The 15,714-nt window shown below is 62.9% G+C and carries 9 protein-coding genes, 1 pseudogene and 1 riboswitch; of the genes and pseudogenes, 8 read left to right on the top strand and 2 right to left on the bottom strand.

All coding sequences use genetic code 11. From position 1 onward, the window contains the following. The first annotated feature begins 10 nt into the window (after positions 1-10). Positions 11-1,714, top strand: coding sequence for a glycoside hydrolase family 9 protein (locus tag KW842_RS11260; RefSeq protein WP_218304164.1), 1,704 nt, complete (start codon positions 11-13; stop codon positions 1,712-1,714). Between the two features lie 2 nt (positions 1,715-1,716). On the opposite strand, the gene KW842_RS11255 is transcribed toward KW842_RS11260, so the two are convergent. After that, on the bottom strand, positions 1,717-2,880 hold the full coding sequence (locus KW842_RS11255; protein ID WP_218304163.1) for a mandelate racemase/muconate lactonizing enzyme family protein: 1,164 nt from the start codon (positions 2,878-2,880) through the stop codon (positions 1,717-1,719). 86 nt (positions 2,881-2,966) lie between these two features. Between KW842_RS11255 and KW842_RS11250 the strand changes: the two genes are divergently transcribed. Beyond that, on the top strand, positions 2,967-3,863 hold the full coding sequence (locus tag KW842_RS11250; protein WP_218304162.1) for a LysR family transcriptional regulator: 897 nt from the start codon (positions 2,967-2,969) through the stop codon (positions 3,861-3,863). Between the two features lie 88 nt (positions 3,864-3,951). Further along, positions 3,952-6,846, top strand: coding sequence for a sensor histidine kinase (locus KW842_RS11245; RefSeq protein WP_218304161.1), 2,895 nt, complete (start codon positions 3,952-3,954; stop codon positions 6,844-6,846). Here the strand turns inward: KW842_RS11245 and KW842_RS11240 are convergent. Next, positions 6,815-7,615 carry a hypothetical protein gene (locus KW842_RS11240; RefSeq protein WP_218304160.1) on the bottom strand — a complete coding sequence of 267 codons (801 nt, stop codon included), beginning with the start codon at positions 7,613-7,615 and terminating at the stop codon, positions 6,815-6,817. The genes KW842_RS11245 and KW842_RS11240 overlap by 32 nt on opposite strands. Before the next feature lie 76 nt (positions 7,616-7,691). Beyond that, positions 7,692-7,910, top strand: a riboswitch (cobalamin riboswitch). Between the two features lie 139 nt (positions 7,911-8,049). Between KW842_RS11240 and KW842_RS11235 the strand changes: the two genes are divergently transcribed. The 5 genes and pseudogenes from KW842_RS11235 (at position 8,050) to KW842_RS11215 (ending at position 15,712) form a co-directional block, all read left to right on the top strand. Next, positions 8,050-10,137: a TonB-dependent siderophore receptor gene (locus KW842_RS11235; RefSeq protein WP_218304159.1), complete on the top strand. Its 2,088-nt coding sequence runs from the start codon at positions 8,050-8,052 to the stop codon at positions 10,135-10,137. Further along, positions 10,125-11,561 (top strand): PepSY domain-containing protein, encoded by a 1,437-nt coding sequence (locus tag KW842_RS11230; protein WP_218304158.1) that lies wholly within the window; start codon positions 10,125-10,127, stop codon positions 11,559-11,561. The genes KW842_RS11235 and KW842_RS11230 overlap by 13 nt, the downstream gene beginning before the upstream one ends. 134 nt (positions 11,562-11,695) lie before the next feature. Then, positions 11,696-11,789, top strand: a pseudogene (locus KW842_RS27885) (hypothetical protein); the annotation flags it as partial. Between the two features lie 340 nt (positions 11,790-12,129). Continuing rightward, positions 12,130-12,879: a hypothetical protein gene (locus KW842_RS11220; RefSeq protein ID WP_218304156.1), complete on the top strand. Its 750-nt coding sequence runs from the start codon at positions 12,130-12,132 to the stop codon at positions 12,877-12,879. 67 nt (positions 12,880-12,946) lie between these two features. Further along, complete coding sequence (locus tag KW842_RS11215) at positions 12,947-15,712, top strand: TonB-dependent siderophore receptor (RefSeq protein WP_218304155.1); 2,766 nt, start codon at positions 12,947-12,949, stop codon at positions 15,710-15,712. The last annotated feature ends 2 nt before the right edge of the window (positions 15,713-15,714 follow it).

Raw genomic sequence — 15,714 nt, 5'->3', positions numbered from 1 at the left:
TGGAGGAGACATGAAGAAAGCTATCCTGGCCTGGACCATCGCCAGCCTTGGCGCGTGCAGCGCGGCCATCGCGGACGACATCAAACTGAATCAGCTCGGCTTTCTGCCCGGTGCGGCGAAAGTGGCGGTGGTGCCGGACGGCGCAGTGCGGGAATTCAAAGTGGTCGAGGCAGATAGCGGCAAGGTGGTGCTGACTGGCTTGCTGGGACCCGCCGCGCGCTCAGCGGATTCCGGCGACACGGTCCGTCAGGCCAGCTTTGCCGCCTTGACCAAACCGGGAACATATCTGCTGCGCGTCGACGGCCTGCCAGACTCGCTGCCGTTCAAGGTCAGCGCATCCGCCTACCAGGCGCTGAACGCCGCATCGATCAAAGCCTTCTACTTCAACCGCGCCAGCATCGCGCTGGACGCCAAACACGCCGGCGTCTATGCGCGGCCAGCGGGACATCCGGATACACAAGTGCTGATCCATGCCTCGGCCGCCTCGCCACAGCGCCCGGCGGGCTCGCGCATCTCCAGCCCCAAAGGCTGGTACGACGCGGGTGACTACAACAAATACGTCGTCAACTCCGGCATCTCCACTTACACGCTGCTGGCCGCCTACGAAGATTTCCCCGCCTACTTCCAGCAACAGCGCCTCAATATTCCGGAAAGCGGCAATGGCAGGCCTGACCTGCTCAACGAAGCCTGGTGGAACCTGGAGTGGATGCTGACCATGCAAGACCCGGCCGACGGCGGCGTTTATCACAAACTCACCAACCAGCGTTTCGACGGCATGGTGATGCCGGACCAGGCCAAAGAACCGCGCTACGTGGTACAGAAGTCCACCGCCGCCGCGCTGGATTTCGCCGCCGTCATGGCAACCGCCAGCCGCGTCTACGCACCGTTCGATCAGAAACTGTCGGCCCGCATGCTGGCCGCCGCGCAGTCCGCGTGGCGATGGGCGCAAGCCCATTCGCGCGACTACTACAAGCAACCGCAGGACATCGTCACCGGCGACTATGGCGACAACGATGTCAGCGATGAATTTGCCTGGGCCGCCGCCGAGCTGTACATCACCACCGGCCAGGACGAATTCTACAAAGCCATGCGCGCGCCGGAGCAGCCGGCCACCGTGCCATCATGGAGCGATGTGCGCGGACTGGCGTGGCTATCGCTGGCACGGCATCGGCAGAAACTGACGCCCGCTGCCGATCAGCCGCTGATCGCCAGCCGCATCGACAAGCTGGCGCAACAACTGGCCGATGGATGGCGGCAATCGCCTTATGGCATCAGCATGCAGACAAGCGACTTTGTCTGGGGCAGCAATGCGGTGGCGCTGAACCAGGCCATGGTGCTGCTGCATGGCTACCGTTTGAACGGCAAGCGTGTTTATCTGGACGCTGCCCAGTCCAGCCTGGATTATGTGCTGGGGCGGAATGCGCTCGATATGTCGTTTGTCACCGGCTACGGCGCGCGCGCAACGCTGCATCCGCACCACCGGCCATCGGAAGCCGATGGCATCGCGGCGCCAGTGCCGGGCTTCCTGGCTGGCGGCCCGCAGCCGGGCCAGCAGGACAAGACGCATTGTCCGCAGCCTTATCCATCGGCATTGCCGGCCAAGTCCTATCTTGACCACGTCTGCTCCTACGCCAGCAACGAGGTCACGATCAACTGGAACGCGCCGCTGGTGTATGTGTCGGCCGGCTTGCAGGCGCTGACGCCGCTGAAATGAGCTTAGGCCAGCTTGACCATCTCGCGGTAAAGGTCGGCCTTGCCCTCAAAGCCAATGCCCGGCAGCTCGGGCAGCAGGATATGGCCGTTCTCGACCTTGACGCCGTCCGGGAAGCCGCCATAAGGCTGGAACAGATCCGGGTAGGATTCATTGCCGCCCAGGCCCAGGCCGGCGGCAATGTTGAGCGACATCTGGTGGCCGCCGTGCGGGATGCAGCGCTTGGCCGACCAGCCGTGTTCGCGCAGCATGTCCAGCGTGCGCAGATACTCCACCAGGCCGTAGCTCAGCGCGCAGTCGAATTGCAGCCAGTCGCGGTCGGCGCGCATGCCGCCGTAGCGGATCAGGTTGCGCGCATCCTGCATTGAGAACAGGTCTTCGCCGGTCGCCATGGGGTTGGCGTAGTAATTGCGCAGCGTGGCCTGCAATTCGAAGTCGAGCGGATCGCCCGGTTCCTCGTACCAGAACAGGTCGTACTGCGACAGCGCCTTGGCGTACTTGATTGCGGTGTCCAGATCGAAGCGGCCGTTGGCGTCGACCGCCAGTTTCTGCCCGTCCTGCAGCACGCTCAGGATGGAGTCGATGCGGCGCAAGTCTTCGTCCAGCGAGGCGCCGCCGATTTTCTTTTTCACCACCGTGTAGCCGCGGTCGATATAGCTGCGCATCTCATCCTTCAGCTTGCCGTGGTCCTGGCCCGGATAGTAGTAGCCGCCGGCTGCGTACACAAAGATGTTGCGGTCGGCCTTGCCATTCCCGTAGCGGTCCGCCAGCAGCTGGAACAGCGGCTTGCCTTCGATCTTGGCCACCGCATCCCACACCGCCATATCGATGGTGCCGATGGCTACCGAGCGCTCGCCGTGGCCGCCCGGTTTCTCGTTGGTGAACATGCAGTTCCAGATTTTGTGCGGATCGAGATTGTTGCCGCTGTCGTCGACCAGGCTGGCAGGATCGGCTTCCAGAATGCGCGGAATGAAGCGTTCGCGCATCAGCGTGCCCTGGCCATAGCGGCCGTTGGAATTGAAGCCGTAGCCGATTACCGGCTTGCCGTCGCGGATGACATCGGTCACCACGGCCACCAGGCTCAGCGTCATTTTGCTGAAGTCGATATAGGCGTTGCGGATCGGGGAACTGATCGGGACGGTTTTTTCGCGGATTTCTACGATTCTCATGCTGTACTCCTGTTGAAGATGCGATTAGCTTACTCTTGAATTTGTCATTTATAATTCACCACAATTAAAACCATTCTTCACTTGAAATGAAAAATGAAGCGGCGCCGGACCTGAACTTTTTCGTCCTGCTGGCCAAGCTGGGCAGCATGAGCGCGACCGCGCGCGAGCTGGGCGTGACGCCGCCGGCCGTCACCAGGCGCCTCAGCCAGATGGAGCAGCGGCTCGGCGTGCGCCTGGTCAACCGCACCACGCGCCGCATCAGCCTGACCAATGAGGGCGAGCTTTACCTGGCCCAGGCCAGCGACATCCTGCACCGCATCCGTGACATGGAAGAATCGGTAGCCAGCGGCCGCGCCGAGCCGAAAGGCCTGTTGCGCGTGAATGCCACGCCGGGATTCGGCCGCACGCGCATCGCGCCCATCGTCTCGCGCTTCGCCCACGCCTATCCGGAGGTGGAAGTCGAGCTGCACCTGACCGACCGTCCGATCAGCCTGGCGGAGGAAGCCTATGACCTGGCGATCCGTTTCGGCGAACTGCCCGACACCCGCCTGACCGCGCGCCGGCTGATGAAGAACCGGCGCTTCCTGTGCGCCTCGCCGGCCTACCTGAAGCAAGCGGGCGAGCCGCAGACGCCGCAGGAACTGCATCGCCACCGCTGCATCCTGCACCGCCAGAACGACGACGTGTACGGCACCTGGCGCCTGCTGAAAGGGCGCACGGTGGAATTGGTCAAAGTGCGCGGCGCAGTCTCCAGCAACGATGGCGACATCGTGCTCAATTGGGCGCTGGACGGCCACGGCATCGTCCAGCGTTCGGAATGGGATGTCGCCAAATACCTGGAAAGCGGCCGTCTGCGCGAGGTCATGCCGGGCTACACACTGCCTTCAGCCGATCTGTATCTGTACTATCTGAGCCGCCGCAATCTGCCGGCCAAGATGCGCGCCTTCATCGACTTTCTGGTGCAAGAGTTCAAGTCCACGTAACCAGCCTATATACTTGCCGTTTGTGTGAATGATCAAAAGGAAGCGTATGAGGGGAGGCCGGCTGGCATTGGTTTTGTGGTGGTGCCTGGTGTCGTTGAACGCATGGGCGGCCGCAGCCAACGATGACCTGTCATTCGAGCGCCGGCGCTGGACGCTGGCGGACGGCGCCCCAGGTCAGGCTTTCGATTTGACGCAAACGTCAGATGGTGTGATGTGGTTCTCCTCGTCGACTGGCCTGTACAGCTTCGACGGCGGCAAGTTTAAGCCGGAGACCAAGGTTTACGGCCACGGCCTGCAATCCTCGGCCACGTCTTCGCTACGCTACATCCCAGGCGGTGGCCTGGCGGTCGGCTATACCTTCGGTGGCCTCAGTTTATTTACCGCGCAGGGCGCGCGGCATTTTGTGGCGGGCAAGGATTTTCCATTGGGGAGCGTCAACGGCATCACCGCCGCAGCGGACGGTCAGCTATATGCCTGCACCACTACCGCCATCGTCAAGCTGGAGCAGGGAAAATGGGTGCAGGTGGGCCGCCGCAAGCAGTTGGCCAATCAGATCCGCTTCGACGCAGAGGGAACGCTGTGGGCCATCGGCGGCACGGAAGTCTTCGCCTTGCCTAAAGGGGCGGAAGAGTTCGCCTCTGTCATGAAGTTCCCTGCACAAGTGCGCTACAGCTTCGTCAATAAGCGCTTGCAGGTGAAACTGCCGGATGGCAGCCTGGCCAGGCTGGACAGCAATGGCGCGTTGCATCCGATACAGCTTGATCACCCGGAGCGCTACACCATCATGCTCAACGGTCCGCACGGCACGGTGGTGGCCTTGCATGAAGGCAGCGTAGCGCGGCTCAATCAGCGCGCCGATGGCAGCTGGCACGAGGTCGAGTTCTATCCGCCTATCGTTGCCTCCAGCGCTGGCGCCGGCAATGGCGGCATTGGCCTGATCACCTTGCTCGATCGCGAGGGCAATTTGTGGCGCACCTTGTACGACGGCGTGGAGCGGATACGCCTGCACCGCTTCCATCAGGTCAGGCGGCAGGATCATTTCTGGCTGGCGCAACCCGGCCTGAACGAGGAGATGTGGGTCGGCAGTAATACCTTGCCCATGCTGCGCATACGCCCCGACGGCGCCCCGGTGGAAACCCAGGTCAAAGTGCCGAACGCGATCTTGCGCACGGCGCCCGATCACGTCTGGGTCGGCACCAACGCGGCATTGTGGGAGTTCGGCCGCGATAAGGAGCAACGCTGGGAGTTGCCTGTGCCAGCCAACGCACGCCTGGGCGTGCAGGCGCTGGCGCTGGAGGGCGATGGCCGGCTGCTGGTGTCGCTGGCGCGCCATGGCCTGTGGCGTTTCGATAACGGCGCGTGGCAGCAGGACCCGCGTCTGCAAGGGCAGCAGGACCCAACACCAATCAGCATGCTGCGCGACGCGCACGGCAAGACCTGGCTCGGACTGACCAATAACCGCGTTGGTGTGCTGACGGCGGATGCGCTGAAACTGCTGCCGGCCAGCAGCAATCTACAGATCGGCAATACGCTCAGCATGCTGGACGCTGGCGGGCGTCTGCTGATCGGCGGCGACATGGGCGTGGCCTGGGTCGATGGCGACAAAGTGCAGCCGATGACTTTCCAGCGGCGCGCGCCGGTGCAGCGCGTGACCGGGATGGTGGTGGACCATCTCGGCCAGCTATGGCTGCACTGTAACGACGGCTTGCTGCGGGTGCCGGCTGCGGAACTGGCGCAGTTCTGGCACACGCCGGCGCAGCCACTGGACAGTGAGCTATTCAACTTTGAAGACGGCGTCAACGGCAATGCCTCGCCAACGCGGCCCTTGCCTTCGCTGAGCCTCGACAGTGCCGGCCGCGTGTATTACGCGACGATTGCCCAGGCAGGCTGGATTGATCCGGCGCAGATCCGCCGCAATCCGCGCGCGCCGGACGTCATCATTCAATCCTTGCAGACGGCCGACGGCGAGCTGCAGCCGCTGGATGGCATGAAATTGCCTGGACATCCGACTGCCGTGGACATCAGCTTTGCCGCCACCGCGCTATCGATACCGGAAAGGGTGAGGCTGAAATACCGGCTGGAAGGCGTTGACGGCGGGTGGAAAGAAGTACAGCACGATCGCAGCGCCCATTACACCAATCTGGCGCCGGGTGCTTATCGCTTCCAGGTGATCGCCGCCAATGAAGATGGTGTGTGGAATACCAAGGGCGCGGAACTGCGCTTCCATATCGCCCCGCAGTTCTGGCAGACATGGTGGTTCCGTTTACTGTGCGCGGCGCTGTTGCTGCTGGCCGTGGTGGCCGCGTATCAATGGCGGATTGCGACCGTCAGGCGGCGTGCCGACGAACGCGCGCGGGCGCTGCTTGAAGCGACGTTGCAGGAGCGTGGCCGCATCGCCCGCTCGCTGCATGACAATCTGCTACAGGCGGTGCAGGCGCTGATACTGCGCTTCCACACGCTGCAAAGCCGCATGCTGCAGGAGCCGGATTTACAGGCGAAGCTGGACACGGTGCTGATCCATGCCCAGGAGCTGGTCGAGAACGCGCGCGACGAAGTAGTTGGCTTGCGCTGCGATCCGGTGCGCGATGAATTGTTCACCGCGCTGCGCAAGTCGGTGGCCGTCAGCGTGCCCGCCGCTGAAAGCCTGCTGCACTTCACCACCACCGGTGCGCAGCGGCCATTGCGCGAAGACGCCACGCGTGAAGTCTTCTACGTGCTGCGCGAAGCCCTGTGGAATAGCGCACGTCACGCGCAGGCCAGCCGCATCGCGGCGGAGCTGTGCTATGGCGAGCAGGTGTTTTCTGCATCAGTTACCGATGACGGCATCGGTATCGGCACCGTTGCCGCGAGCGTAGGCCGCTGGGGCATCGTCGGCATGCGCGAGCGCGTGCAGCGGATGGGCGGCCAGATCGAGATCGGCGCAGGGGAACAGGGCGGCACGGTGGTACGCCTTACGATTCCCGCACAGCTGGCGTACGCTTAGTCTGCGTCCATGTGTAGGCGTATAACGCCAGGGTGATCGCCACCATGGCCATACCGAGCATGCGCAGACCATCCTCGGCCAGCCCGCAGCTGGCGCAGGCCTTCGACATCAGCAACTGCGTGCCGCTAACGCCGCACAGCGCCACGATAGGCCAGCCGATGCGGCGGCGGAATTGCTGGATCGCCTGCTGGCCGGCGCCGACGGAAATGCGTGCGGTCGCATAGCCATCCAAGGCATCGGTAATCGCCATCCCCAGCACAAAGGCGCCGGCCACCTGCAAGGCGCTCCAGCCATCGCCAGCCAGCTGCGCGGACGCATAGCCCCAGGCCAGCGCCTGCAAGATGCTTTCCACACCCAGCGCAAACAGCATGCCGATGCCCAGCGCGGTCAGTGGCCGCACGCTGCTCAATGGCGCCACCAGCCGCGCACTCAGACCGTTGCGAGGACCCTGCTGTATCGGCCGCAGCAGGCTGCGCGCATTCAGCACGGCCAACGTCAGCAGCAGCATGCCGGGCAGCCATTCCAGCAGATCCATGGCGTGCAGAAACGGGGAATCCAGTTGCAGCCAGGCGGACGCCAGATCGGCCAGGGCCACGATCAACAGCACGATCACGCCATGGCCGATAGCGAACAAGGCGCCCATCCACGGCGCTGCTGCGGGGCGCGCACGCATGGTCAGGCCATCGATGGCGGCCAGGTGGTCCGGCGCCAGGCCATGCCGCAATCCCAGCAGCAAAGCCAATTCAATTGTCGGTAGCGATTCGGTCATATACAATCCTTAATGCAGGTTAGTTGCATTAATTATAGACGCAATCCGGCCAGGCCGTATGTCCGTATGCTAGAATCCGCCCCCATACGTGAATGGTGCCCCGCGTCTTTTCAGCTGCGGGGTGAAACGGGAAGCCGGTGACGCGCGCGATTACATTGCGCGCCAGTCCGGCGCAGCCCCCGCTGCTGTAAGCCTGACGACGCTGACCGAACGCCACTGTGCAAGCGCACGGGAAGGCAAGGGCAGGGAAGGATGAGGGCAAGCCAGAAGACCGGCCAGTCACGATTGATGCGCAAAGCCCGGGGTGTGGCGCTTGCCTGTTTTTGTTCGACGTTTTCCATTGCTGCCTACACATACGCATGCTGCCTGCCTGCGCGTGTACGTTTGCCATGGAGCGCCGGATTATTCCAATCATTCAGTACAGAGAAAAAATCATGATCCGTTCCCCTGCCTTGCGTCCTGTCGCCGCTCTTATCGCCTTGCTTTGCAGCGGCGGCGCGTTTGCCGAAGATGCCGATGTCCTGCCGACCGTCACCGTCCAGGGCGCAAGCGCCAACGAGGGATTGGGACTGGCGCGCCAGAACGCCACCGCCAGCCGCCTCAATCTGAGCGCGCAGGAACTGCCGGCCAGCGTGGAGGCGCTCAGCGCCGATACCATGCTGGCGCGCGGCGATCTGCTGGTCAAGGAAGCGGTGACCCGCACCACCGGCCTGACCGATATCAGCTCGCCAGGCAACGGCGTCGCCTATTCGGCGCGCGGCTTCACTGGCAGCGGTTCGATCGCGCTGCTGGAAAATGGCCAGCGTCCGCAGGTGGGTTCCGGCACCGCCACCTATCCGGCTGATCCTTGGGGTTATGAATATATTGAAGTGCTGCGTGGTCCAGGTTCTATCGTCTACGGCAGCGGCACCACTGGCGCCACGATCAACGCCGTGCGCAAAGCGCCTTCGCGCACCAGCTCCTTCGAGGCGATGGCCGGTGTGGGCGGCGGCCAGGCGCTGCGCGCCGGCGTTGGTGCGACGGGCGCGCTGGGTGAGAGGGGCGCATTCCGTATCGACGCCTATGCCGACCACAGCGACGGTTTCATTGATCGCGGCGATGCGCGTCACGGCAAGGTGCTGACCAGCGTGAACTATGCGCTGACGCCGGATCTGGATCTGGACCTGTCGCTCGACCACCTGGAACAGAAGCCACAGCGCTACTTTGGCACGCCGCTGGTCAATGGCGGCCTGTCGCACGCGCTGCGCGACCAGAACTACAATGTCAGCGACGCCGACATTTACTTCGTCGACGACAAGGCTGTTGCGCGCCTGAGCTGGCGCTACTCGCCAGCGCTGACCATCAGCAACGAGCTGGCTTACATGAAGGCGCGCCGCAACTGGCGCAACGTCGAGTACTACCACTACGACGCGGCCGCGAACGTGGTCGAGCGCAGCGACTATATCGCCATCCACCACGACCAGGAGCAGACCGGCAACCGGCTGGAAGCGCGCTGGATCGAGGGTGCGAATCGTGTGGTGGCAGGCTGGGAAGCATCGACCATCAACTTCAAGCACACCAACAACTCGCCGTATGGCGGCGCATCGACGGTGGCGTCGACCGGCTTCAATCCGGGCGTATTCGACAGTCCCGATCCGCTCAAACCTAACTTCGCCTCCGATACCACCAGCAACGCCTTCTACATCGAAGATGCGTATAGCCTGACGCCGGATCTGTTGCTGCTGGCCGGCGTGCGCCACGACCGCTACCAGGTCGAACGCGTCAGCCTGCTGGGTGCTGCCGGCTTTACCTCGAAGCTGCAATCGAATGCCGCACGCCTGGGCCTGGCCTGGAAGCTGGACCACGCAACCTCGCTGTACGCGCAAGTCAGCAGCGGCAGCGATCCGGTCACCAGTCTGCTGTCGCTGAACCTGGCCAACAGCCGCTACAAGCTGACGTCATCGCGCCAGGCGGAAACAGGCGTCAAACAATCGCTGGCGGGCGGCAAGGCCGAATGGACGGCGGCGCTGTACCGCATCACCAAGGACGACATCATCACCCGCGATCCGGCCAATGCCGCGCTGTCTATCCAGGGTGGCTCGCAATCGTCGCGCGGTGCCGAAGTGACGGCCAGCGTGGCGCTGAATCAAGCCTGGCGCGTGGAAGCCAACGCCGCCTACACTGACGCGCAGTTCGACCAGCTGATCGAAGGCGGCAACGAATCGCGCGCCGGCAACCGTCCGGCCGATGTGCCGAAGACTTCGGCCAATCTGTGGCTCAACTATCGCGCTGACGGCTGGCGCGGCGCGCTGGGTGCACGCTACGTTGGTGAACGCTACATCGACAACGCCAATCGCCAGACGCTGCCTGCCTACACCACCTTTGACGCTTCGCTGGGCTGGAGCGTCAACCGCAATGTGCTGGTACAGCTGAACCTGCGCAACCTGGCCAACAAGCTGTATGCCGTCACCTCGTATAGCGACAGCCAATATCTGCTGGGCGACCGCCGCCACGCCGAACTGACAGTGCAGTGGCGCTACTGATCGTGCGCTCATGGAAGCGCCACGCGCATTTGTGGCACCGCTGGCTGGGCATCGTGCTTGGCTTGCTGGTGCTGCTGTGGTTTGGTTCCGGCGTGGTGATGATGTATGTACCGTATCCGGCGCTGACGGAGCCCGAGCGCATGGCATGGCTGGACCCGCTCGATGCGGAGCAGATCCAGGTCAACGCCTGGCACGCCTGGCAGGCGGTTGACCGGCCGGGTATGCCCTCGGCGGTGCGCTTGAATACCGTGGCAGGTCGTCCGGCCTACCACTTCAAGGGCGATACCCGCTGGTGGTCGGTGTGGGCTGACAGCGGCCAGCCAATGCAGATGTCAGCGCAGCTGGCGGTGGACAGTGCGCGCAACGCCGCCCCCGGCGCGCGCGCGTTGTCGGCTGAACTGATCGACATCGACCAATGGAGTTTTGGCCGCGTGCAGCAGCACCGGCCGCTGTACCGTGTCAGCGCGGACGACGCGGCCGGCAGTGTGCTGTACGTGTCCAGCCGTACCGGTGAACTGGTGCGCGACACCACGCGCGGCGAACGGGCATGGAACTGGGCCGGTTCGGTGATCCACTGGATTTACTTCACGCCCTTGCGCGAGCACGGCCAGTGGTGGCGGCAGGTGGTGATGTGGACTTCCGGCGCGGCGCTGTTGCTGGTGATGCTGGGCATGCTGCTAGGTATCCAGCGGCTGCGGTTGCGCCGGCCGTATGCGGGTGGCCGCCGCTCGCCATATCGCGGCTGGCAGGCCTGGCATCATTGGCTGGGGCTGAGCATCGGCGCGCTGATGCTGACCTGGCTGTTCAGCGGCTGGTTGTCGGTGACGCCGTTCGACTGGCTGTCGTCGCCGGGTGTCACCGATAAGGACAGGCTGGCGTTCGCTGGCGGGCCGCTAAGCCGCGCCGATTTATCCGCACCGGTGGATGATCTGGTCCGCCGTCATCCGGGCCTTTTGGAACTGGAGTGGCGGCGCATCGATGGGCAGATCAATTTCAGCATGCTGGATCATGTGCAGCGCCAGCTGCTGCAACCGATGCCCGCAGAGCGGATGCAGCACGCGATCCAGGCCCTGCGTCCCGGCGTGCCGGTGCGGTTTGAGCGGCTCACCGGCGAAGACGATTACCACTACAGCCATCACCAGCAAGCGGTGTTGCCAGTGGTGCGCGCGCGCTTTGCGCTGGCCGATGAAACCACGTTCTATATCGATCCGCTGCAAGGCGAGATCGTCGGCCATGCCGACCGTAACAGCAAGTGGAACCGCTGGCTGTTCAACGGCCTGCACCAGCTGGACTTTGTTGCTGAGCTGCGCGCGCGGCCGGTGTGGGATGTGCTGGTAATTGTCTTGTGCACTGTCGGTGCGATCTCCACGATGACTGGCGTGGTACTGGGCTGGCGCCGTCTACGTAGTCGCCGCAAAAAGTAAAAACATTCTCGGAAATCCGCATCGGTGGCATGTCCATGCTGTAGCAAGCGCCGATGCGCGGGAATTTAGGAATATTTTTGCGACTGTGCTTGGCTAGACTTGTGATTCGTCTGTAAGCATGAGGATCACAGGGAATGACAGAGGTTAAACGGCGCAAGGTGCACAGCGCGGAATTCAAGGCCAAGGTGGCGCTGGAAGCGCTGCGCGGGCAGCTGACGGTTAGCGAGATCGCGCAGCTGCATAGCGTTCATCCGGTGATGGTCAGCCAGTGGAAAAAAGAGGTGCTGACCCACGCCTACGTGCTGTTTGAGAGCAAACGCGGCCCCAAAACAAACTGACTATCTGTTGTATTTTCGCCCGATCGCGGCGAAATCTCCTCCCGAAAACGACGAAATTTAAGCTATCTTAACTTTGTCCTATACAGCGCCACAGCGTCGTTTCGCTAACTTAATGCGTGCTTAGCGCACAAGTCATACGACATCTTTCGCAGATAGATATACGGAATCGTTCCTTATCTTCTGCAAGCCAGCCTTTTATATTGCGCCTATTCGATTGAAGAAAGGACGCGATGAGAGGTTTACTGATTCCCTTGCTGCTGTTAAGCCTGGGCCTGCACGGCGCCGCCAGAGCAGGCGACTACCTGACGATTCAGCAGGGCGCGTTGCCACTGGTGTTCTCGGTGCCACATGGTGGCGATGTGCCGCTGGCCGGCGAGCCGGAACGCGTCAAGGGCATCAAAGTCAAGGACGATCGCGTCAATGAACTGGCAACTGCCATTCAGCGTCAACTGCGCGAAAAGAGTGGCAAGCAGGCCTACCTGGTTGGCGCGAATATCAGCCGCAAATACGTCGACTTCAACCGCAAGGCGGAGGAAGCCTATGAGTCCCCGGCCGCAGCACCAGTCTACGCCGCATATTACGCCGCGCTGCGCGGCGCGGTTGACACGGTGCGCCAGCAGCCCGGCGCGCTGCTGGTCGATATCCACGGCCAGAGCTTTGACAAGGGCGCGATCTTCCGTGGAACCGGCAGCGGTCTGACAGCACAAAATACCCCATTTTACGGCCAGCCCAATGGCCTGATTACCCGCCTCGAAGCTGGCGGCCTGAATGTCCTGCCAAAAGCAGCAGACGAGAAGGAAACTCACTTCAGCGGCGGCACCATCGTGCGCGTGTTCGGCTATCAGAACCCACAAGGCATAGACAGCGTGCAGCTGGAATTCGGCGCCAACTGGCGCGCCGATGCCGAACGTATCGAGCAAACCGCAACCGTGGTAGCCGACGCATTGCTGGCGCACTTGCGCGCAGCGGGCTACCGCTAACACTCGCAGCCCTACAGACAGGCCCGCACGCATGCGGGCCGACCATACAATTACAAGAGGAATTTGAATGAGCACTTTGAAGAAGAGCGCTATCGCGCTGGCGCTAGCATTGGTGTACGCGCAGCAGGCAGGCGCGCAGGAAGAGACGATACAGCGCGTCGAAATCACCGGCAGCAGCATCAAGCGCACCGCCGCCGAAGCCGCCGGTTCGGTGCAGGTGCTGACCCGCGACGATATTGAACGTACCGGCGAAACCACGGCGCTGGGCATCCTGACCACTACCTCGGCCATCAGCACCCAGCTGAGCGCCGCCACGCAAGGCGCGGCAACGTTTGCCAACGGTTCGTCAGGCGTCAGCATGCGCGGCCTGGGCAAGGTGTCGACGCTGGTGCTGGTCAACGGCCGCCGCATCGCGCAGTACGCGCTGGCCGACGCCGCACAGCAAAACTTCACCAACATCGACGCGATTCCAGCCGCCGCCATTGAGCGCATCGAGATCCTGAAAGACGGCGCTTCCGCCATCTACGGCTCGGACGCGATTGCCGGTGTGGTCAACATCATCCTGCGCAAAAACTTCGAAGGCGCCAAGATCAGCGCCAACTATCGCGAGGCCGATGGCTTCCGCGACCTGCGCAACCGCAATGTCACCGGCATCGTCGGCTTTGGCGATCTGGATAAAGACGGCTACAACACTTACGTCAACTACGAGTTCTACAAGAACGACGGCTACACCACCGGCGAACTGGCCAGCCATTATCCGGACTGGCACCGTTTGACGCCGGGCCGTTCGACCTGGGATGCGAAAAGCGCCTATTCGCCAACCGGTAACTACTTCCTGAGCAGCACCAACATCGTTGCCGCGCCAGGCTGCCCGGCCAGCGCCATCGACCCGGTCGATAAGCAGTGCAAATACGACTCGCTGGCCACCGATGGCGCCAGCACGGGTTCCAAGCGCTGGGCCCTGGCCAGCAATACCCACTTCCGCATCGGCAAAGAGATCGATGCCAATTTCGAACTGACCGCTGCCGGCGCCACCACCGACTATCTGCTGAGCGGCTTCACCACCAACACCACCACCTCCGCGTCGTACTGGTACGATATGTTGGGCGGCAACCTGAAAGGGCCGTTCTATTATCCTAAGCTGCCGGTTGGCCATGCCAACAATCCGTACTCGGTGCCGGTAGAATACCGCGCGCGCCTGACGGATACCGGCGATGGCTTCAACTTCAACACCACCCAGTCGCAGCAGTACCGCGCCATGCTCAGCCTGAACGGCGAGATCGGAGGCTGGGACTGGAAATCCGCCATCGGCCATATGAAATCCAGTGCCGACAAGGACTTCCGTGGCACCAGCGCGGTCGGCTACACCAACGCCATTGTCAGCGGCGCCTACAAATTCGGCCAGCAGAACGACCCGGCGCTGCTGGAGTCGATGTTCCCGGTCCGGAATACCTACGGCAAGGCCAAGATTTCATTTGTCGATGCGACCGTCAGCGGCGAAGTGGCGCAACTGCCCGCCGGCCCGCTGCGCATCGCGGTCGGTACCGACATCCGCCGCGAAACCTATGAGATGAAGAGCTCCGACAATGTGCTGCGCGGTGAACTGGTCAGCGCCTTCGGCCTGCAGGTCAAGGATACCGTCGACCACTACGCGCTGTTTACCGAAGCCACCATTCCAGTGCTGAAGCGTGTCGAGCTGACCGCCGCCGTGCGCGGCGACAAGACCAGCAACAGCGACGCGCACTTCTCGCCGAAAGTCGGCCTGCGCGTCAACGCCACCGACAGCCTGCTGCTGCGCGCCACCGGTTCCGGCGGCTTCCGCGCGCCGAATATCGTCGAATCCGGCAATGGCCTGGGCCGTGGTTCCTACTCGACCGGCGTGCAGGATTATCGCCGCTGCCCGATCGCCACGGCGCTGAACGCGCTGGTACAGAGCGCGGCCGGCGCCACCACCAGCGACAAGGCGCTGGCCAACACCTATCGCGGCAATGACTGCGCGGCGGTGCTGCCGGCCTTCGTCTCGTCCAACCCGGACCTGAAGCCGGAAACCTCGCGCACGCTGACCGCTGGTTTCGTCTGGGAGCCGATCAAGAACTGGACCATGGCGATCGACTACTACCACATCGAACGCAAGGACCAGATTGGCACGCGCACGCTGGCCGACATCCTGCAAGGTGAAGCTAATCTGCCAGCAGGCCAGTTGGTACGCGTCGATAACGCTGCGGCCGATGCGGAATTCCTGGCGCTGGTCAGCAAATACGCACCGGGCAATACCGTCAACTTCGGCGGCATCGGCAAGGTGGCGCTGGTGTATAACCCATACGTCAACAGCGGCAAGACACGCACCTCGGGCTTTGACTTCGACGCCGCCGGCCGCTTCAACACGCCGCTGGGCCAGGTGCGCCTGAAGCTGGAAGGCGCGTACACCTGGAAGTATCAGGAATACAGCGTGACCAATGGCACATATGGCGCCAACCAGGCCGGTGCCTGGGACGGCGGCCCGCGCCTGAACACCAAGCTGCGCGCAGCACTGAAAGCCGGCGACTTCGATCACGGCGCGACCATCAACTACGCCAGCGGCTACAGCAACAACAGCGTGTCCTCGCCGACCTATTGCGCCACCAACGGCGTGGCGGCCACTTACCTGGCCACCTGCGGCCATGTCGGCAGCAACACCACGGTCGACTACAATCTGGCATGGAGCGGCATCCCGCACACCAAGCTTAGCCTGTATGTCAACAACCTGTTCGAGCAGGACGCGCCGGTGCAATGGCGTAGCGGCTACTCGCCGCAATTCCGCCGCATCGGTGTGACCGCCGCCTACACTTTCTGATG

Source organism: Duganella sp. sic0402, from assembly GCF_019219065.1.
GTDB lineage: Bacteria > Pseudomonadota > Gammaproteobacteria > Burkholderiales > Burkholderiaceae_D > Rugamonas.
This window is presented reverse-complemented; position numbering and strand designations above follow the sequence as displayed.

Excerpts from the sequence above, each read along its gene's own strand:
- KW842_RS11260 (WP_218304164.1), top strand. The coding sequence starts at position 11 with ATGAAGAAAGCTATCCTGGCCTGGACCATCGCCAGCCTTGGCGCGTGC.
- KW842_RS11255 (WP_218304163.1), bottom strand. The coding sequence starts at position 2,880 with ATGAGAATCGTAGAAATCCGCGAAAAAACCGTCCCGATCAGTTCCCCG.
- KW842_RS11250 (WP_218304162.1), top strand. The coding sequence starts at position 2,967 with ATGAAAAATGAAGCGGCGCCGGACCTGAACTTTTTCGTCCTGCTGGCC.
- KW842_RS11240 (WP_218304160.1), bottom strand. The coding sequence starts at position 7,615 with ATGACCGAATCGCTACCGACAATTGAATTGGCTTTGCTGCTGGGATTG.
- KW842_RS11235 (WP_218304159.1), top strand. The coding sequence starts at position 8,050 with ATGATCCGTTCCCCTGCCTTGCGTCCTGTCGCCGCTCTTATCGCCTTG.
- KW842_RS11220 (WP_218304156.1), top strand. The coding sequence starts at position 12,130 with ATGAGAGGTTTACTGATTCCCTTGCTGCTGTTAAGCCTGGGCCTGCAC.
- KW842_RS11215 (WP_218304155.1), top strand. The coding sequence starts at position 12,947 with ATGAGCACTTTGAAGAAGAGCGCTATCGCGCTGGCGCTAGCATTGGTG.